The organism is Rhizobium sp. USDA 4016, from assembly GCF_056279705.1.
On record NZ_JBWCCY010000002.1, the window covers coordinates 187,988 to 206,358 of the forward strand.

The following is an 18,371-nucleotide window of genomic DNA, read 5'->3' on the forward strand; positions in this document are numbered from 1 at the left end:
CCCCCTGGCATTGACATGCCGCTTTTTTGTTGCAACAAAACACATGTAACAGGAATATTACGGTTTAATGTAACAGCATAACGAGATTGTGAATATTAGCAACGCTGGGCGGAGATTGCGGCGCGGTTGCTTTGGGAAGAACCCGCCGCCGGAGCGGCAAAGCTATGTCTTCAGACCGCACGGACGGAATTCAGGAGGAGGAGAAAACTTGATCGGTGCCCCCATACTCATCGACGGCGCATGCAAGCAGTATGGCGCCCATACTGCGGTTCGAAGCGTGACGCTTAAGGTCGAAGCTGGCGAATTCGTTTCGATCCTCGGGCCATCGGGCTCGGGAAAGACGACGCTCCTGACCATGATTGCCGGCTTTGAGACGCCAAGCGCCGGGCGCATCGTCATCGGCGGGCGGGACGTCACGCAACTCGCGCCTAACCGGCGCGACATCGGCATGGTGTTCCAGCGCTATGCGCTGTTTCCGCACATGACGGTTGCCGAAAACATCGCCTTTCCCCTGAAGATGCGCCGCCTGCCGCGAAACGAACGGGAACGCAGGGGGCCGAGACGCTCGAACTCGTGCAACTCGGTGACCTCGCTCGCCGCTATCCCCATCAACTGTCGGGCGGCCAGCAGCAGCGCGTCGCAGTTGCCCGTGCCATCGTCTTCGAGCCACCGGTGCTCCTCATGGACGAGCCGCTCGGCGCGCTCGACAAGAAGCTGCGAGAGGCCATGCAGTTGGAGATCAAGCAGCTTCAGCAACGCCTTGGCGCGACGGTGATCTATGTCACGCACGATCAGGAGGAGGCGCTCACCATGTCGGATCGGGTCGCCGTCATGGCAGCCGGCGAGATCGTCCAAGTGGGAAGCCCTGCATCGCTTTACCGGCAGCCGCAAACCGCATTCGTTGCCGATTTCATCGGGCGAATGAGCTTTGCCGAGGGAACCTATCTTGGCGTTTATGAGGGTTTTCATGCGGTGAGGCTTGGCGAGACCGTCGTGCTTAAGGCAAGCAGCGTCAACGGCACGATCCGTCCAGGCGCGCGGCTGAAGCTTGCCATGCGCCCAGAAAAGCTATGCCTGACGGCACGCGGCAAGGGCGGAAGGAACGTCATTCCCGGGACGCTTGAAGCGAGTGTGTTTACCGGAGCCTGCGACCTGCATCTGGTGCGCGCCGAGACCGATGGCCGTCCGCTTATCCAGATCCAGACGTCCGTCGATACCAAACCGGCCGGTCTCAATGCCGGCGCGCAGGTCGACATCGTGGCACACCAAGACAGTCTGCATCTGTTCGAAAGGCAAGGGTCGTGAGCATGGATATGTCGGCCGCACCAACACCTGGACGCCTCATCAGACCGGCGCTGCGCCTTCGAGCAGCGATACCGGCTGGGCGCTACGGACCAATATTGACACTCGTTCTCCTGATGCCGTTGATGGTCCTGTTTTCGATCGGCTTCCTCTATCCGATTGCGCGACTCGTGATTATGAGCTTCGGCGAGGCCGCAGCGGATCTCGAGCAATACCGGCGCATCTTTACGACACCGCTTTATCTTGGCGTCTTGTCGCGCACGATCTCGACTGCCGCTATCGTCACGCTGCTCAGCCTGATGTTCGGCTATCCAGTCGCTCTGGCGGTGTCCAAAGCGCGGGGACGCCTGGCGCTCGTCATTGCCGCGGCTGTTCTCGTTCCATTGTGGACCTCGGTGCTCGTGCGTTCCTATGCCTGGATCGTTCTCTTGCAGCGCAGCGGCCTCGTCAACGCATTTCTGGTCGAGAGCGGTTTCATCGCCGCGCCGCTGAAATTGCTTTATACCGACGGCGCGGTCATTCTGGCCATGACGCATGTGCTGATGCCGTTCATGATCCTGCCCATCGCCAATGCGTTGCGCTCGATCTCCCCTGACTATGCGCTCGCCGCCCGCAGCCTTGGCGCCGGTTCGCTTGCGACCTTCCTGCGCGTCGTCCTGCCGCTCTCGCTGCCGGGCGTGTTCGCCGGCTGCGTCATGTGTTTCATCCTGGCGATCGGCTTTTACATCACTCCAGCACTCGTCGGCGGACCGGAAGCCATGACCATGGCGACCCTTATCGCCCAGCAGACCACGGTCGTTCTCGACTGGCCGTTTGCAGCAGCTCTTTCGAGCGTCCTGCTCCTGGTAACGCTGCTCGTCGTCCTCGCCTTCCGCCGCGCACTTTCGATCAGCAAAGGAATAAACAGTGTCGCCTGATCAATCCGTTGCAGCAAGAACCATTGGCAATCCGCTCCGCACGACAATCGTTCGGCTCGCGGGCGGTGTCGGGATCGGCGCCGTGCTGTTCTTCCTGCTGATGCCCACGCTTCTCATCGTTCCAATGTCGCTCAACGGAACGGCCTATATCGAGTTGCCGCCCCGCGGGCTGACGCTGCGTTGGTACCTCGATTATCTGGCCGATCCGGACTGGCGGGCAGCAACCGTCTTCAGTCTGAAAATTGCGCTTTCGACCGCTGTCGCAGCGACTGCGACAGGCACGCTGGCGTCGCTTGCTATCGTGCGCGGGAGCCTGCCCGGCCGGAACGCTCTGAAGGCGTTGGCGATGGCCCCGATGATCGTTCCCCATGTCGTCTTCGGCGTCGCGCTTTATCTCGTCTTCTCGCCGATCGGGCTTACCGGCAACTTCACCGGCTTTCTGATTGCCCATTGCGTCCTGTCGATCCCCTATGTGGTGATTACCGTCAGCGCAGCACTTGAACGTTTCGATCCGGCGCTCGAACGTGCGGCGCTCAGCTGCGGCGCTTCGCGAACACGGGCGTTTTTCAGCGTGGTCCTGCCGAACATCGCGCCTGCCGTGGCAGTGGCCGCCGTCTTCGCCTTCCTCGCCTCCTTCGACGAGGCGACGGTCGCCTTCTTCATCTCGGATACGGGAGGCAAGACGATTAGCCGGAAGATGTTCGAAGATATCGATTTCAACCTGACCCCCGTCATCGCCGCGGTCTCGACCCTCATGGTCGCGATCTCACTTTTGTTGATGGGCTCGGTCGAACTCCTGAAGGGCCGCCGGGAGGAGTAGGCGGTCGAATTTTTCATCACGTGAGGAAAGACATGAAGAGGTCAATGACATTTATCGCAGCCTGCATGGCTGCCCTGCAGTTCGCTGTAGTTTCGCCGGCAGTTGCTGAGGAGCGCGTTGTCGTGGCAACGACGGGTGGCTCTTATGACGCGGCGTTGAGGAAGTTCTGGTTCGATCCATTCACCGCGAGCACCGGCATCAAAGTCGTTTCGGTGGCTGCGACCAATGCCGAGATGCGCGCCAAGGCAACGGCCATGGTCAAAACCGGCAATGTGACCTGGGATCTTTATCCCGATGGAGAAATCCAGGCGGATTCCGACAATCACAAGGCGACATCGGAAGACCTCGCTGTGTTCTGCGAGGCGTTCAAGGACCGGCCGGACCTCGTTGAGGACGCCTGCATCGGTGCCGGCGCCAGGCTGTTTTCGACGGCAACGTTGATGGCCTATAAATTCGACGCGTTCCCCGATGGAGCACCGACGACATGGGCGGACATGTGGGACACGAAGCGCTTTCCGGGCGGGCGGGCTTTTCCGAATTTCGACGATCCCTGGCGGGTTATGGCGGCTGCCCTGCTTGCCGACGGTGTAGCGCGGGAGGAGCTCTTCCCGCTCGATATCGATCGGGCGCTCGCCAAGCTTGAGACCATTCGCGGCGACATCTCCGTCTGGTGGAAGACCGGCGACCAGAGTGTCCAAGGCTTCCGCAACGGCGACTACAGCATTGGACAGATCTGGCTGACGCGAGCCAATGCGTTGAAGGCCGAGGGTCGCGCCATCGGCTGGTCCAATCAAGCGTCCTTCCTGGTCGGCGATCGTCTGACCGTCATCAAGGGAGCGCCGAATAAGGAAAATGCCCTGAAGCTGATCGCCTTCTGGCTGAACAGTCCGGACGCGCAGGCGCGCGTCTGCGAGGAGCTACTGTGCACACCGCCAAGCAGCAAGGCAATCACGGCGATGTCGCCGGCGGCCCGTGCAGCGCTTCCGAGCGAGGAAGACATCCGGGATCATATCGTCATCCCGGACGCCGCATGGATCAACACCAATGCCGCTTTGCTGCTGGAGCGCTGGAACGCCTGGATACGCTGAAGATGTGTCGGGTCGAAAGACCCGGCTCCCCTACCCTACAGCTCCAGTGCCTTGTCGATTGCCACGGCGAGCGCCCTGATCTCGTCGACGGTATGATCGGCAGTCGGGCAGATCCGCAGGCCGGCCCGCCCGGAAGCAACTGTCGGAAAGAAGATGGCCGACACATAGCTGCCTGCGACCAGAACACGTCTTGCGGCGTTGATCGCTGCCAGTTCATCGCCGATGAGAACGGTGCGGATCGGGAGTGTCGATCCGGATTGGGCGGTCGGCACCAGTTCGTCGAAGAGTGCGATGTTTGCCGCACGCCTCTGCTGCCGTTGCCTGAGCTCATCCGTGCGATGGAGCCTCTGAGATGCCATGGCAGCGCCGATTGCGGCAACGTTGATCGAAGCGGAAAAGGCATGGGCGAGGGCAAAACGCCGAAAGATCTCCTCCTGTGGCGCCGTGCCGAGCATCAGGATGCCGCCAGAAGCACCGAAGCCCTTGCCGAGGGACGCTGCAATGATTGTCCGGTCGCCAAGGCCACCTGGCATCTGCGAACGGGCAAAACCCGCGCCCTTCTCACCGAAGATCGAAACGCCATGCGCGTCATCGATATAAAGGAATAATCCATAGCGCCGCTGGAGTTCCAGAAGCTCGGCGATAGGCGCATTGCCACCCATCGAATAGACGCCGTCGCAGATATAGGCGACGCATGGATGTGCCTCGCAGAGCTCTTCGAGCGCCGCAAGATCGTTATGAGCAATCGTGCGGACGTCTGTCTCTTCGGCGATAACCGGTTTGTTAAAGGCGAGCGTTGCATGGGCCAGACGATCGAAAACCATGACGGGCTTCACACCCTCTGTCAGCGCGCCCGAGGCGATCAGCGGCAATGCACTCATGTTGGCGGCAAGCACCGTCGTGTATGTAATGACACGCGCACCGAAGAGGTCCGACAGGACTTCCTCGAGGGTACCGAGAGCGGCAAAATTCAGGCGCGTTCGCGCGCAGGACCAGTGAAGGGTCCCGTAGTCCAGGACTGCTGCCATCGCACCGGCCGCGATCACCGGATGGTTGTCGAGCCCGAGATAGGAACACCGCACGAAATCGGTGACGATTCTCGTCTTGCCTTTTGCCGATCGTATCTCGGCCTTTCGCCCTGCGAGCGGCCTCGCATAGAGCGCCATAAGGCCCTTCGAATGTGCCGCGGCAAAATGCGGCGTCGAGGTATGGATGAGACTTGCGGTGTTGCGATGCCGCGTAGGCATCGGCGCATTGTGCTGTTGTTCGTTCTGCATGGAACCCTCCCCGCCCGCTTCTGATCCATTAAGCGTAAGGAGGAGCCCCACCTTCATACAACGAAGCCAGCCCGAATTTTTCCTTAAGATTCTGTGACGGTCCGAAAGGCTTGCGTGACGTTCATTCCTTCATATCGACAGCATATCCCTCACCGCGAACGGTCCGGATGACCTCGCGCCCGAGAGCATCGTGCAAGGAGCGGCGCAATCGCGCCACATGCACGTCCACGGTTCGCGGGTCTACGAAATTCGCCTTTGGCCAGACTGCCTCGATCAATTCGGCCCGGCCAAACACCCGCCCGGGTGTGCTCATCAAAGTGCTGAGTATCCGGAATTCGATCGGGCTGAGGCCTACGGGCTTGTCGTTTGCAAGCGCCCGCCTTGCGCCGGCATCGAGCCGAAGATCGTCTGGACCGGAAGGGGCGGAGCGACCGGCAGCGACATCGGTGCCTCCTTTAAGACGGCCATGAAGGTAAGACAGCAGCCATTCGGGCTTCATCGGGCGGATGAAACTCTCATCGACCTCAGCCTTGAGAATGTCGATATAGGGAACTCCCTCGGCAACGAGCGCGACGACCAGCACGTCTGTTGAATGGCCTGATGCCTTCAGCCGGTCGGAAAGATCTGAAAGGATGGAGGATGCCGGCTGGCAGTCGATCAGCAGCACTTCGATCTTTTTCTCGGCGATCAATGCCAGTGCTGCCTCGGATCCATCGGCCAGAACTGTCGAATAGCCTGCGGCCAAGAGAACGTGGGACAGCATCAGGTAGTAGTCCGCATCCATTGATAGGATTGCGATACGGGGTGTCATTTGGTACCTCGCGGGCGTCCTGCGATGAAAAGCCACATTTGATGTTACATCATACAAGGACGATAGCGGCAAAACCACCTCCAATAGGCGTAAACACGAGAATTCCGTATATTAAACACGTTTTACGTGATTCATGAAGGCTTGACCTTCTATTTTTGTTACAACATAATGTGAGCTGCATTAATTGAACGCCAGCACTCGTGGCTGATTGCCAAGGACGGCACGTGATCGTGGCCCGTAGGGATTGACGTCCGGCAATCGTCTTTCGATCAACCCGCGCCGGACGGTGACGGGACGAGTGGATGCGTGACAAAGGTTTGGAACAACAACATTGTTTTGAAGCGGCGCTGGGCGCTGGTACTACAATCGAAGCGGCGGCGGCCGCCGCCGCCTCACTCTACGGCGCCTGCGCGAAAACGGCTGTCGCCTGGTGCGCCATTCACGCGCGCAGTGACGGGCGGAGAGGCGACTTCGCCTTCTGGGTCCGGGTGTTTCGCCATCTTGGCGACGACGGCTGAGGCCAAGTTCTCCTTAGAGGCGCGTAGAGAGTTCTGTTCGATGGGCAAAGTGATCGCAACCTTCGGGTAAACGCGCGCTCCAGAAGCTGTTCGACCGGCTTTCCCGGGCGAGCTGAGCGCCGACCTGTTCGGGCCAAAAACCGTGGCGTGAGCCGACGCCCCTCGTCCCGGCTAAGACTTTCCGTGTCGCACTCGCCGGCGAGAGTTGCCTAACGAGCGGCACGTTGCCGTTCCCAGGTCACGCCGATGAGAAACCGGCCCTTCTCTCGCTCCGCGCATCCAACAGCCGGGTGATCTAGATTTCCCTTGCGCTGTTCAATCATGATGAGCGCAGCAAGGCGTTGATCTCGGCGCGCGAAGGCATGGCGGGGGCCGTGCCCGGCCGCGTCACGGCGATTGCCGCGGTCGCGCAACCGAATCGGACGGCCTCGACCGGCGCACATCCTTCGGAAATCGCCGTCGCGAAGGCGCCAAGGAAGGCATCCCCGGCTCCGGTTGTGTCGATGACATTGCCTGCCGAGAACGCGGGTACGAATTCGCTCTGCCCGGTGCTGTGATAAAACGCGCCGCGTGCGCCGAGCGTGATGATCACCGCTCGCGCCCCTCGATCAAGCAAGCTGCAGGCCGCCGCACGTGCCTGTTCATCGGTTTCGATCGGGTGGCCCACCATTTCCGCTGCCTCGACTTCATTCGGGACGATGAAATCGCACAAGCCGTAGATGCTGTCCGGGATGGCGCGGGCAGGCGCGGGGTTGAAGATCGTCGTCGCTCCTGCCCTTTTCGCCATCGACAGGCCATGTATGGCCGCTTCGAGCGGCTGTTCGAGTTGGGTCATGAAAATGGCAGCGTTTTCGATCTCCGTCCGGTTCGCGTCGACATCGTCGATGCCGATGAGGCCTGCGGCACCCGGTGCGACGATGATGGCATTGTCGCCGCTCACTTCGTCGACGAAGATGAAGGCCGCGCCTGTGGATACGCCTTCCATCTTCATCACATTGGCTTTGATGCCCGCCGCCGCATAGGCCGCAAGCGCCATCTCGCCGAACGGGTCGTTGCCGACCCGGGAGATAAAGGTCACCTTACCGCCGGCTTTTGCCGCGGCAATTGCCTGGTTGGAGCCCTTGCCTCCCGGCCCAAGCGTAAAGCCCGACCCCATCAACGTCTCGGCAAGATGGGGCAGGCGCTTGGCCTTGTAGGCGGTGTCGGCGGCAAAAATGCCCAGAATGACGATCCCACTTTTTTCGCTCATCTGACGGCCTCCGCCGCCGGAATGACACCCTTGGTCAGAAGGAAACATCCGTAGAACCGCAGTTCCCCGGTTGCGATCACACAATAGGCCTTGCTGGCGATGTCATAGAACGCCATCCGTTCGACGGGATACATCGGCGATGGCTTGCCTTCGGCGCGATCGACAATGGCCTGGACTTCCTGTTGAATCGGCGGAAATTCATCGGGCTTGCCGATCACTTCCATGCGGCCCACTGAAGGCTGGATCGGTGTGTCCAGCGGGAAGACGGAAAGGACCGCGTCTATCGCCTGCGGCGCGGGGATGTTTTCCATAGTCAAAAGCTTACCCAGACGCGTCTGGCGGGCTATCGAGTCCGACGGAAAGTTCATGTCGGAAATGACGAGATAGTCGCCGTGTCCCATGTTGCAAAGTGCTTGAAGAATGTCGCCGTTGAGTTCGGCCCTGATTCCCTTGAGCATTGATCTTTCCATCCCTTTCTAATGGCCGCAGTGCCGGCCTTGCTTCAATTTTTATGCCCAGCGATATCCGCCTTAGGTTGCGCGGGCGGGCCGCTCGAACCACGCACGATCAGCGACCCGTCAACCATCTCGTCTCCCCTGCCCGGGTGCTCCTCAAGGAGAAGGCCGACCGCGCGCCGTGCCAGCGTGTCGGCCGGCTGGCGTATGGTTGTCAGCCGCGGCACGACGAGATTGGCGAGCGAAATGTCGTCGAAACCCGTCACTGACAGCTTGCGCGGCACGTCGATCTTGAGGTCGCGGGCAGCGCGCAGCGCGCCGATGGCCTGCTGGTCGCTGGCAGCTGCAACCGCCGTTGGCCGGTCCTGCGGCAGACGCGAAAGCAGGTCGCGGGCAATTCTTTCACCGGACTCGTAGTCGAATCTGCCGTAGGCAATTTCGAGTTCAACAGGTTCGCCGGTCTTGCCGAACCGGTCGATTTGGCTGACGAAGCCCTCCTCGCGCATGCGCCCCGCCTCCGTGTCGGGCGGCCCGGCGATATAGGCGATGTGGCGGTGCCCCAGCCCATAGAGATGGTCCGCAATCAGCGCGGCCGCTTGCGCATGGTTGGTCGACACCAGGGGAAAGGTGCCGAAGCGCCGGTCCAGCGATATGATCGGAACCGCTGCCTCGAGGTGGAGCCCCGAACCGTCGCTCGAAGCCACCACGATGATGCCGCGCACCGACCGGTCAAGAAACGCAGAAACGTGGCTCTGCTCCGCCGCGCGATCGTTATGCGAGCTCGCCAGCATGAGGCTATGCCCGCATTCGAGTGCCGCACGCTCGACGCTTGCGGCAAGCTGCGCGAAGAAAGGATTGGTGATGTCGGGAACGACGAGGCCGATGACATCGGTCCTGCTGGTGCGCAGCGCTCTCGCGGTCACGTTCGGACGGTAACCGAGCGCAGAAATCGCGCCGTTGACCTTTTCGCGCAGCATAGGCTTGACCGCGGCTTCGCCCGACAGCACGCGCGAAACGGTGCCCACGGATACGCCCGCATGTTCGGCGACATCCTTGACTGTGGGCATCTTTGACATTTTCGAACGTCCCGCAGCTACTTTACTGCTCCTGCGGTCATCCCGGCGATGATGTGCTTTTCCAGCACGACGCCAACGATGACCAGCGGAAGGATACCGGCGGTGGAAAGGGCGGCCATCGACCACCAGTTGATGCCCTGGCTGCCCGTCTGGCTGGCAATCATTACCGGCAGGGTGTTGGTATTGGTGGAGGTCAGCAGTGCGGCGAAGAAATATTCGTTCCAGCACAGGATCAGCGCCAGGAGGAAGGCGGCAACCATGCCCGGCAGCACGAGCGGCACGATGATGCGGGCAAACGCACCCCAGATCGACAGCCCATCGACGAGCGCGGCCTCCTCGAGCTCTACTGGCACCGTGGCGAACTGGTCGCGCATGATCCAGACGACGATCGGCAGGACCATCAGCGTGTAGACGGCGATCATGCCCACATAAGTGTCCAGCAGCGCCAACTCCTTGTAGAGAACCAGGAACGGCAGGGCGAGGACGACGGGCGGCATAATGAGCTGCGACAAGAAGAAGAAGGAAATGTCTGAGTTGCGCATATGGCCGAACTTATAGGAAAAGCGGCTGAGGCCATAGGCTGCGAGCGATCCGAGCACGACCGCAAGGGCAGAGGCCGTGACCGAGATGATGACGCTGTTCCAGAGCCTGCGCATGAACTCGTCGCGCACCGTCGATATCTGGAAAATCGTATCCGGGGAAAGCCCGAGCGAGCGCCAGCCCAGCCAGCTGGGCGAAAAGTTGAACCAGGGGATCAGATTGCCCCGCATGACATCGGCGGCAGTCTTGAACGAGGTCGAGACCGTCCAGAACAGCGGGAAGACACATACAAATGCCCATATGACGAGCAGGCCGTAGACGGCCAAACGCATGGCCCACCAGCGAATGCGCTGGCCACGCGCGTATTTTTCGAAATCGATCCGAACCATCAGAGCCTTCCTGTCATACGCTTCACAATGCGGTCGGAAAACTTCATCAGCACCGTCATACCGAAGACGATGATCACCAGATAGACGAGTGCGAGAAGGGTGCCGTATCCGACATTCGAACGGTCGCGGTATTCGCGATAAATGAAACTGGTGACGGAATCGGTCGCCCCGCCGGGACCTCCTGATGTCACCGTGATGATGATGTCGGCGAGCTTGAGCTTGAAGATGATGCGGATCATCACCGCCGTTACCGAAACCGGCAGCATGAGCGGGAAAATGACCTTCCAAAAGCGTTGCCACTTGGTGGCACCATCGACTTCGGCCGCCTCCAGCACCTCCCGCGACAAGGCCTGCAATCCGGCGAGCAGCATGATCATCATGAAGGGAATGAAGGTCCAGGCGTCCATGATCATGATCCAAAGCCGCGCTGTCACCGGGTCGCCGAAGAAGGATGGATTTTCTAAGCCGAGCCAGCGGGCAAACCGCGCGACCGGGCCGAAACGGGTCTCCAGCATCGACTTGCCGACCATCCAACTCACCGCGACCGGCGACAGCATCAAGGGCACCAGGAAGGTTACGCGCCAGAACTTGCGTGCGATGATTTCCTGGTTGAGGAGCAAGGCCAGGCCGAACGCGATTGCATATTCGACCGCAATCGCCAGGCAATAAAGGATCATATTGAGCAAGGCGTTGGTATAGAACGGATCCGCGATCATCCGGCGCACATTGTCGAGCCCGTTGAAGCGGCGCCCGGTTGAAGAGGCGAGGTTCCAATCAGAAAAGCCGATCCAGAGCGCAAAGATCAGCGGGAATACCACCATCGACACAACGAAAAGCGCTGCCGGCAGAACAAAAAGCGCTTTCTTGCCTGTTTCGCCGTAAATGACGACGCGAGTGACGCAGAGAACGGCGGCCCAGAGAAAATAGGCGTAGAGAACCGGGCGCCAGTTCGCGAATCCCCAATCGGTCCAGCCCAGCTCATGGGCACCCTGTAATACAAACGATGCTACGAACCATATAGCGCTCAGCCACAGAACTGTGCGGCCCCAGAAACGACGGCTCGCGGAGATGGAGCCGGCTTCGACCGTGTGGAGCAGGTCGCCTTCGACTGTCGACATGATATTCCTCGCCCGGACAGAATGGGCGCTGGCGAAATCGCCGCCAGCGCGTTTAGTCAAGCGGTCAGAGCCCGAGGCTCGACCGATAGAGTTTCAGCTGGCTATCGCGGCCGATCTGGTCGGTGATCTTCTCCCAGGCGCCTGCAATCGCATCCGCGGTTTCCTGTGCCGACTTGTACTGTCCGGCAAAACCCTTCGCCAGTTCGTCCTCGGCGACAGAGTAATATTGGAAGATGCCGGGGATGCGCGGTTCGATGGCCGCGTTCGGGTGGTTGTAGCTGTCGGCGTTCGAACCCAGATAGTCCTCGATATAGGCGCGGTCGTAACCAGCCTTTTCCCATTCATCATAGTTGAAGTTGGATTGACGGTAGGGCTGGAAGCCGGAGGGATAGGCCGACGTCCATAGGGACAGATCCTTGCCGCCGAGATGGGCAGCAGCAGACCAAGCCGCCTTGCGCTTCTTCTCGTCGCTGGAGACTTGTTTGGTGACGTAGATGCCCCAGCCGATATAGGCCATGTTCGGCGCTTCGTTATACTTGTCTTCCCATTGCCCGGTCTTGCGGTTGAAGACACGGTTGGAGCCGCGGTTGATGCCGAAGCCGACCACGTCGCCCACAACTGAGGTGTCCGAGGTGCGCGCGCCGGAGCCGACATCGCCCCACCACATCAGCATTGCGCCGGTGCCTGCCAGGAACTGCGAGAAGGCTGTGGTGCCAGGATCAGCATTGATCTGGTCGGCCGGATAGGCCTTAGCCGCGATCAGATCCAAGACGTCCTGGATCGCCTGAACCCACGCGGGGTTATTGACCAGCGGCTTCATGTTTTCAGGATCGAACAGCCAAGCCGGATCGCCCGGATATTTGGCATAGGCCGTCGCGCGGTTCTCGATGAAATAGAAGCCGAAACCGCCCCAGCCCTTGAGCGGGTCGAGATAACCGTAGGCGGGCTGGCCGGTCAGCGGATCGGTCTTGCCGATCAGCGCCTTGGAAGCTTCGTTCACTTCCTGCCAGGTCTTCGGCGGCTCGACCATGCCGCTGATCGATCCTTCGCCGAAGTAGTCCTTGCGATAGGCGAAGGTGTGGCAGTCGCCGTCAATCGTCACGCGATAGGTCTTGCCGTCCCAGGTGCCGACCGGGGGCTTCAGGTAGGTCACCAGGTCGTCGGCCTCGATCTGCTTTCCAACCCAGTCGGGCATCTCGTCTAGAAGCCCGCGCCCGGCGGTGTCGCCTTCGAAGGGTGCGCCCATTTCAAGGATGTCGAAGTCGACCGTGCCCGTTGCGATCGACTGTTGAAGGCGGGCGTTGTAGTCGGCTTGGGCAAGGTCGATCCAGTTGATCTTTGCTCCCGTATAAGCTTCCCACGGCTTCAGGAAACCGCGGAACAGGAAGTTGTGGAGATTCTGATTGTTGAGCCCCATGAAGGTCAGCTCGACACCGGCGAACTCGCCCTGCTTGACATTCGCCTTGGTCGGACCGAGGCAGAGCTCGCCCACCTTCTGCCAGTCTGCGTCCGTTGGCGAGCCCTTGCCGACACCCGGAATTTGCAGGATTTGAGCGCGCAAATCATCGGCGGCAAACGCGGTGCCGGCAATCCCGCCCATCGCGCCCGACAAGCCGAGCAGAGCCGCGGCACTTGCCGTTCCGCGCAAAACGTCGCGGCGACTTGCCTGACGGCGCATTAATGCATCGTATATTTCGATTTTCATGTCTTCCTCCTCCACGTTTCGTTGTGCTGCCGCCAACCGGTGTTGCCGGGCCGGCTCCAGTCCCATTTAAGACTGGCCTCGTGCAGAACTATCTGGTAAACAAGAATATGAAACGTTTCATATCTTGCTTGAAACCGCTCCTCCCGGTCTCGCCAACGAGCATTAGACGGCAGGCGGAAAAAGTCAATGAAAAATGAAACGTTTCATGAAGGAGGTCTGGCGGGTACTTTTGGGTAGGGCAGAGGGCGGTTTCGCGCGCCCGGATGCCTGGAGTACCTGTCAAGAGATGCATAACCCTTGGGGCTGCCCGGGGGGTCGCCGGAAAGCGAGTGGGAGGCACATGGCTGAGGTCAATATTTCGGGGGCGCAGAAGGCCTACGGCGCCGTAAATGTCCTGCATAATGTAGATATAGAAATCCGCGACGGCGAGTTTGTGGTGCTCGTCGGCCCGTCCGGTTGCGGGAAGTCGACTCTGTTGCGGATGGTCGCAGGGCTCGAAAGCATCACGGGCGGCACCATCTCAATCGGCGGAAAGGTCGTCAACAATCTGCCGCCCAAGGACCGCGATATTGCGATGGTCTTCCAGAGCTATGCGCTCTATCCGCACAAAACCGTTGCCGAAAACATGGTCTTTGCGCTGCGCCTACAGAAGCAGCCAGCGGACGTCATCAAACAGCGCCTGCAGGCGGCGGCCGAAACGCTCGATCTCGTGCCCTATCTGGACCGTTATCCGCGCCAGCTTTCGGGCGGCCAGCGGCAGCGTGTGGCGATGGGTCGAGCCATCGTCAGGTCGCCGCAAGTATTCCTGTTCGACGAGCCTTTGTCGAACCTGGATGCCAAGCTGCGCGTGCAGATGCGCAAGGAGATCAAGGAACTGCACCAGCGGCTGAAAACCACGACCATCTACGTCACTCATGACCAGGTCGAAGCGATGACCATGGCCGACAAGATCGTGGTGATGCAGACCGGCAAGGTCGAACAGATCGGCACGCCTCTGGAACTTTACGACCGTCCCAGCAACACATTCGTGGCAACCTTCATCGGCTCGCCGTCGATGAATCTTCTCAAAGGCCGGTACCAGGCCGATGGTGCAATCTTCGTCACGGAGAACGGCGACGAGATCGCGCTCGGCTTCACCCCGGAAGCGTCCGACGGGCAGTCTGTCCTCCTGGGCGTGCGGCCTGAACATCTGTCGCTGGCAGAAAGCGGCCTCACGGCGACTGTCAACGTCACCGAACCCACCGGCCATGAAACGATGGTGTTCCTGCGTTACGGGCCGGGCGAGCTTGTCGCGGTATTTTCGGAACGCCACGATTTTGAGCCAGGGCAGGTCGTGACGATAGCCCCTCGTACCGGAAAGCTCCATCTATTCGATGCGGGATCGGGCAAGACGTTGCGGCCGGTTTGAGCCTCGGACTTTCGCCAACTTAAGCTTTAGCGCCATCGTCCTGGCGGAAGGCGGGATCAGCCAGGCCACGCGTTTCGACAGGGCCGCCCCCCGGCTACATCAACGGCGACGACTACCTCGGAGGCTTCGACGTGAACCAACTCGAGGAACTGATCGAACTTCCTCCCCTCCAGCCGCCTCGGCTGATGTGCCGCGATAGCCAGCAATCATGCGCAATCAGCACAGGCCGGGGCTCGCCGAGGAACTGACCGAAAGCGTCTGCAAGTCAGTCGCAAGATCGCGCGCCACTTCGCGCCTACACCCCTCCTGTCCAATTGCAGACGTCTCGTCAGAACTTCGACCTCCCGACGCTGATCCTCGACCGCCTACGCGGACATTCGCGGCGCCGTTATCGGCTTCTGTCGCTTCATTCCGATCGCGCGCGAGCATCTTCCGATCGCTACGCTCCAAGCCGCTCGATCCCCCACCAAGGTAGCCCGTAGGCGTTGTGCCAAGCATCCGCCTGAACATCGAGATGAACGCACCGACGCTCTCGTAACCGAAGTCGCCGGCAATGTCGTGACCAACTCGCCTTGAGCAAGCCATTGCAATGCTGGGCCGATATGCTGCAGTTGCTGGCGAGCCGTCGCTGTGAGCCTTCGCCAGCATCGCCACCAGGGTGCGTGATTGTCGCCGCGCAACGCGACGATAAAGTCTTCGAGGATCGTTGACGACAGCTGCCGCCATACACAGCCAAGTCGTTTCAGTGTTTCGCGTGCGCAAGGCATAGAATTTCGCGATACGCGCACAGCTCATTAATCAGCGTCCTTTCGGTGGCGAGGATTTTAGCCTTCTCCGCCTCGCCTACGAGCTGGATGATGTAGCTCTGCTGATCATTGCCCTGTCTGTCGATGAACGGGTTCAAGAGGCTTTCGGGGTTCGCAAGGGCAGGCAGAGCACCGATATCTTCATTCGTGACATTGGGGGCATAGAACATGAAGTGCGGCATTGTCATGGTATGAACCTCCATGTCCGGCGGCCCAACGGTGCGCATGATCGGGGATACCATGTAAGAGAGGCCCGGTCTCTTGGGAACGCCGTAGGTCTTGTCCGCATAGCGCTTTTCGATTTCGGATTTCAGGGCCATCGGGGACATTCCTTGAGCGCGGAGTTCGGCCACGTCCATGATGACCTTAAAGTGAGCATTTGTGCCGGCCGCATCGTAGCAGAGCGGAATGTAGATATCGTTTCGAAAGTCGGCAAGTTCCCACGCCGTCCTCTCGACCAGGCAGGCCAATCCGTTGCTTCCCGTTCTGGCCAGCGCGTATCCCTTGGCGGGATCGAGAATGTAGACTGCAGCCTTGCCCCGTAAAGCGGGGGGAAGCGCGCTGAGAGCGTACCGGATTTCGAGGTCGGATGCCATTTTGTCGAGGGCCGTGTCGTTTGCCTGACTCCTGCCCGGTAGAGCGATGCTGATGCCGAGCGCGATGGCAACGGCCAGCAGTCGTTTTGTGGCTCCCATAAAGATGTCGCCTGCGCGTTCGAGGGCCACAACAATTGCTTTACCTATATTTCTACGTGTATTTGCTTCTTTGATTGAAGACATAGCTCTCCTCCTGCCCGTTCGACGCTGCTCAAAGCGCCGCATCGGCCAAACAAAACTATAGTGAGGTCATTGAGCGACGGAGCCGCGAGCCCGCCGGCGCAACTGGGCGGGCATTGGCATTTCAGCGAAACGTCAAGCGATGGCTTCTTCGAGATTGTTCAGGATCGCGTTCCATCCGCCGATGTGAGCGAGACGCGTTTCCTCGCTTCGGAACTTGACCTGCTTCAAGGTAATCTCGGTCGTGTTCGCGTCGATGGCGGCGAGATCAATCGTGACGACACTGTCGTCAAGGGAATAAGGAGATTCCCACGTAAAGGACAGGCGCGAATAGGGATCGATTTCTAGATAGGTACCTGCATGCGGTATTTCGCGATCATTTGTTAGCATGACAATCGAAAACCGACCGCCCTTGACGGCGTCCGCGCTGACCCTCGACGGGCCATTGCTGCCCGTCGGGGTATGCATGAATTTGGCAAGCATTTCCGCCGAAAGCCATGCGGCGAACACCTTCTCGCGAGGCGCGGCGATCTTGCGGTTGATAGTCAATTCAAGCTCACTCATGTCCTTCATCCTTTGCATTTAGCACGTCTTCGAGCGCCTGTAGGCGCAGCTCCCAGATGGACTTCAGTTCCCCGAACCAGGCCTCCGTCAACCGCAGGGGTTCAAGTTCCGCAGCAATGAGATGCTCGCGGCCCAAAGTCCGGCGAGTGACCAGCCCCGCCTCCTCCAGAACCTTGATGTGCTTGGAAACGGAGTTCAGGGACATGTCAAAATGAGCAGCAAGCGTCGTCACCCTCAACGCGCCCTCCTGAACGAGGAGCGTGAGAATCTTGCGCCGCGTGGTGTCGCCAGCGGCCTTGAGAATATGTGACAGAGCGTCTTCGTTCATTTATTCACCCGTATGGTTGAATATAATCATCGGCGAACATTAGTCAACCGTTTGGATGAATATTTTTCCACGTCGTTTCGGGACACACAGGGACTGTAAGCCATCTGTCTTGTCGCCATCTTTCTGCCCGGCTTCCTGCTCCTGGTCGGCGCTCTGCCCTTCTGGAATAGCTTTCGGAAACGGCCTCTTGCCCAGGCGGCGATGCGCGGCGCGAATGCCGCCGTCGTCGGTATTCTCGGCGCCACCCTTTTAAGCCCGGTCTGGACCAGCGCGATCGTGAACCCCTACGATTTCGCGCTAGCGCTGACAGGCTTCATCCTGCTGGTGGTCTGGAAAGCTCCGCCATGGATAGTCGTTGTGCTGGTGGCAGCAGGTGGCATTTACCTTCATCTCATCTAAACAATCTGGAGATTGTCGTGGAGCGCGCGACGTCGCCGCGATCTTCCAGCAGCGATGTCTCGGTGATCTCCAACTCAAGTCTCTCTGCCGAAAAGTCCACTCGTCTTAGCAAGCCGGCGCAACGCGCCCTGCCCATCAACGCATTGGCGCCCAAAAGATCGGTCTTGATGATGCCGTCTTGGTCGGACAGGCAATCGGCGAAACTGCCGTGGACCCAAAGGACCGAGCGCGTCGTGAGCGCGATGATGGTCCAGCCGCCGCCCTCGATGCGCGCAACATTGCGGAGGATTAAACCCCTTCCTGCCCGCTGCTTTCCTATTCGGCGTTTGTTGACACCGGTCAGATTCGCCGCGAGCGATTTATGTCAGTGATAGCCGATCGGCAGGCTATCTCATGACTATTTCGGGAGGCGGGAATGCCGCACAAGCAAGTTCTCTTCCATGCGGAAGCCAGGGGCAAAGTTCTCCAGGGCGCGAGCAGGCTGTGCGCATTACGCTTGGGCCGCGTTCCAATTCCGTCCTCATCGAAAAGAAATGGCGCGCTCCGTCTGGAGAATGCCGTCTCCGTCGCCAGCAAATTGCTGCTGACAGAGGTGACCATGACCGAAATACCCGACCCGGTCCAGCAGCCGGCGCAGCCGTCAATAGAGATGTAGGCTCCAGAGCACCTGTTGCGCCCTTCCAGACTCTGCCTGCGGTGCCATGGCTCTCTTAATTGAACACTGTCGCGATATCAATCGGAACAGTCGACGGGACACCCGATTGTCCGGCCACGACAAAAGAGACGCCGACCCTCCGTTCGCCGCCTCTTTGATTTCGAAGCGCT

The 18,371-nt window shown here is 59.8% G+C and carries 16 protein-coding genes and 2 pseudogenes; 7 read left to right on the top strand and 11 right to left on the bottom strand.

All coding sequences use genetic code 11. From position 1 onward, the window contains the following. Positions 1-208 precede the first annotated feature (208 nt). From ACZ9DP_RS01785 to ACZ9DP_RS01800, 4 genes and pseudogenes are all read left to right on the top strand, one after another. A pseudogene (locus ACZ9DP_RS01785) lies at positions 209-1,305 on the top strand (ABC transporter ATP-binding protein). Between the two features lie 8 nt (positions 1,306-1,313). Next, on the top strand, positions 1,314-2,219 hold the full coding sequence (locus ACZ9DP_RS01790) for an ABC transporter permease (RefSeq protein WP_476202149.1): 906 nt from the start codon (positions 1,314-1,316) through the stop codon (positions 2,217-2,219). Positions 2,220-2,319: 100 nt separating this feature from the next. Further along, complete coding sequence (locus ACZ9DP_RS01795; RefSeq protein ID WP_476202150.1) at positions 2,320-3,039, top strand: ABC transporter permease; 720 nt, start codon at positions 2,320-2,322, stop codon at positions 3,037-3,039. A gap of 44 nt (positions 3,040-3,083) precedes the next feature. Beyond that, positions 3,084-4,127, top strand: coding sequence for an extracellular solute-binding protein (locus tag ACZ9DP_RS01800; protein WP_476199951.1), 1,044 nt, complete (start codon positions 3,084-3,086; stop codon positions 4,125-4,127). A 35-nt stretch (positions 4,128-4,162) separates the two neighbouring features. Here ACZ9DP_RS01800 and ACZ9DP_RS01805 read toward each other — a convergent pair whose 3' ends face one another. Further along, complete coding sequence (locus tag ACZ9DP_RS01805; RefSeq protein WP_476199953.1) at positions 4,163-5,404, bottom strand: 8-amino-7-oxononanoate synthase family protein; 1,242 nt, start codon at positions 5,402-5,404, stop codon at positions 4,163-4,165. A 121-nt stretch (positions 5,405-5,525) separates the two neighbouring features. Beyond that, entirely contained in the window at positions 5,526-6,215 is a 690-nt protein-coding gene (locus ACZ9DP_RS01810) for a winged helix-turn-helix transcriptional regulator (protein WP_476199955.1), read from the bottom strand. A 302-nt stretch (positions 6,216-6,517) separates the two neighbouring features. Between ACZ9DP_RS01810 and ACZ9DP_RS01815 the strand changes: the two genes are divergently transcribed. Then, positions 6,518-6,733, top strand: a complete 216-nt coding sequence (locus ACZ9DP_RS01815; protein ID WP_476199957.1) for a hypothetical protein — start codon at positions 6,518-6,520, stop codon at positions 6,731-6,733. A gap of 319 nt (positions 6,734-7,052) precedes the next feature. Here the strand turns inward: ACZ9DP_RS01815 and rbsK are convergent, their stop codons facing one another. From rbsK to ACZ9DP_RS01845, 6 genes are all read right to left on the bottom strand, one after another. Then, positions 7,053-7,982 carry a ribokinase gene (rbsK, locus tag ACZ9DP_RS01820; RefSeq protein WP_476199959.1) on the bottom strand — a complete coding sequence of 310 codons (930 nt, stop codon included), beginning with the start codon at positions 7,980-7,982 and terminating at the stop codon, positions 7,053-7,055. Continuing rightward, the gene (locus ACZ9DP_RS01825; RefSeq protein WP_476199961.1) at positions 7,979-8,440 is read right to left on the bottom strand and encodes an RbsD/FucU family protein; all 462 of its coding nucleotides are present in this window, start codon (positions 8,438-8,440) and stop codon (positions 7,979-7,981) included. The genes rbsK and ACZ9DP_RS01825 overlap by 4 nt, the downstream gene beginning before the upstream one ends. Positions 8,441-8,484: 44 nt before the next feature. After that, positions 8,485-9,513, bottom strand: coding sequence for a LacI family DNA-binding transcriptional regulator (locus ACZ9DP_RS01830; RefSeq protein WP_476199963.1), 1,029 nt, complete (start codon positions 9,511-9,513; stop codon positions 8,485-8,487). Positions 9,514-9,530: 17 nt separating this feature from the next. Continuing rightward, positions 9,531-10,442 carry a carbohydrate ABC transporter permease gene (locus tag ACZ9DP_RS01835; protein ID WP_194730344.1) on the bottom strand — a complete coding sequence of 304 codons (912 nt, stop codon included), beginning with the start codon at positions 10,440-10,442 and terminating at the stop codon, positions 9,531-9,533. Then, positions 10,442-11,560 carry a carbohydrate ABC transporter permease gene (locus ACZ9DP_RS01840; protein WP_476199966.1) on the bottom strand — a complete coding sequence of 373 codons (1,119 nt, stop codon included), beginning with the start codon at positions 11,558-11,560 and terminating at the stop codon, positions 10,442-10,444. Before ACZ9DP_RS01840 ends, ACZ9DP_RS01835 begins: the two co-directional genes overlap by 1 nt. Before the next feature lie 64 nt (positions 11,561-11,624). Next, positions 11,625-13,265: an extracellular solute-binding protein gene (locus ACZ9DP_RS01845; protein ID WP_476199968.1), complete on the bottom strand. Its 1,641-nt coding sequence runs from the start codon at positions 13,263-13,265 to the stop codon at positions 11,625-11,627. A gap of 340 nt (positions 13,266-13,605) precedes the next feature. Between ACZ9DP_RS01845 and ACZ9DP_RS01850 the strand changes: the two genes are divergently transcribed. Beyond that, positions 13,606-14,673: an ABC transporter ATP-binding protein gene (locus ACZ9DP_RS01850; protein WP_476199970.1), complete on the top strand. Its 1,068-nt coding sequence runs from the start codon at positions 13,606-13,608 to the stop codon at positions 14,671-14,673. Between the two features lie 742 nt (positions 14,674-15,415). On the opposite strand, the gene ACZ9DP_RS01855 is transcribed toward ACZ9DP_RS01850, so the two are convergent. From ACZ9DP_RS01855 to ACZ9DP_RS01865, 3 genes are all read right to left on the bottom strand, one after another. Next, positions 15,416-16,258 (bottom strand): hypothetical protein, encoded by an 843-nt coding sequence (locus ACZ9DP_RS01855; RefSeq protein WP_476199972.1) that lies wholly within the window; start codon positions 16,256-16,258, stop codon positions 15,416-15,418. A gap of 132 nt (positions 16,259-16,390) precedes the next feature. Then, positions 16,391-16,819 carry an SRPBCC family protein gene (locus ACZ9DP_RS01860; RefSeq protein ID WP_476199974.1) on the bottom strand — a complete coding sequence of 143 codons (429 nt, stop codon included), beginning with the start codon at positions 16,817-16,819 and terminating at the stop codon, positions 16,391-16,393. Continuing rightward, positions 16,812-17,147: an ArsR/SmtB family transcription factor gene (locus ACZ9DP_RS01865; protein WP_239602289.1), complete on the bottom strand. Its 336-nt coding sequence runs from the start codon at positions 17,145-17,147 to the stop codon at positions 16,812-16,814. The genes ACZ9DP_RS01860 and ACZ9DP_RS01865 overlap by 8 nt, the downstream gene beginning before the upstream one ends. Positions 17,148-17,246: 99 nt before the next feature. Here ACZ9DP_RS01865 and ACZ9DP_RS01870 point away from each other — a divergent pair. Further along, positions 17,247-17,546 (top strand): annotated as a pseudogene (locus tag ACZ9DP_RS01870) (chromate transporter); the annotation flags it as partial. Positions 17,547-18,371: the final 825 nt, after the last annotated feature.

Coding starts and splice junctions, on each gene's coding strand:
- ACZ9DP_RS01825 (WP_476199961.1), bottom strand. CDS start 8,440: ATGCTCAAGGGAATCAGGGCCGAACTCAACGGCGACATTCTTCAAGCA.
- ACZ9DP_RS01840 (WP_476199966.1), bottom strand. CDS start 11,560: ATGTCGACAGTCGAAGGCGACCTGCTCCACACGGTCGAAGCCGGCTCC.
- ACZ9DP_RS01800 (WP_476199951.1), top strand. CDS start 3,084: ATGACATTTATCGCAGCCTGCATGGCTGCCCTGCAGTTCGCTGTAGTT.
- ACZ9DP_RS01845 (WP_476199968.1), bottom strand. CDS start 13,265: ATGAAAATCGAAATATACGATGCATTAATGCGCCGTCAGGCAAGTCGC.
- ACZ9DP_RS01815 (WP_476199957.1), top strand. CDS start 6,518: ATGCGTGACAAAGGTTTGGAACAACAACATTGTTTTGAAGCGGCGCTG.
- ACZ9DP_RS01865 (WP_239602289.1), bottom strand. CDS start 17,147: ATGAACGAAGACGCTCTGTCACATATTCTCAAGGCCGCTGGCGACACC.
- ACZ9DP_RS01805 (WP_476199953.1), bottom strand. CDS start 5,404: ATGCAGAACGAACAACAGCACAATGCGCCGATGCCTACGCGGCATCGC.
- ACZ9DP_RS01855 (WP_476199972.1), bottom strand. CDS start 16,258: ATGTCTTCAATCAAAGAAGCAAATACACGTAGAAATATAGGTAAAGCA.
- ACZ9DP_RS01810 (WP_476199955.1), bottom strand. CDS start 6,215: ATGACACCCCGTATCGCAATCCTATCAATGGATGCGGACTACTACCTG.
- ACZ9DP_RS01830 (WP_476199963.1), bottom strand. CDS start 9,513: ATGTCAAAGATGCCCACAGTCAAGGATGTCGCCGAACATGCGGGCGTA.
- ACZ9DP_RS01795 (WP_476202150.1), top strand. CDS start 2,320: ATGCCCACGCTTCTCATCGTTCCAATGTCGCTCAACGGAACGGCCTAT.
- ACZ9DP_RS01860 (WP_476199974.1), bottom strand. CDS start 16,819: ATGAGTGAGCTTGAATTGACTATCAACCGCAAGATCGCCGCGCCTCGC.
- ACZ9DP_RS01790 (WP_476202149.1), top strand. CDS start 1,314: ATGTCGGCCGCACCAACACCTGGACGCCTCATCAGACCGGCGCTGCGC.
- ACZ9DP_RS01850 (WP_476199970.1), top strand. CDS start 13,606: ATGGCTGAGGTCAATATTTCGGGGGCGCAGAAGGCCTACGGCGCCGTA.
- ACZ9DP_RS01835 (WP_194730344.1), bottom strand. CDS start 10,442: ATGGTTCGGATCGATTTCGAAAAATACGCGCGTGGCCAGCGCATTCGC.
- rbsK (WP_476199959.1), bottom strand. CDS start 7,982: ATGAGCGAAAAAAGTGGGATCGTCATTCTGGGCATTTTTGCCGCCGAC.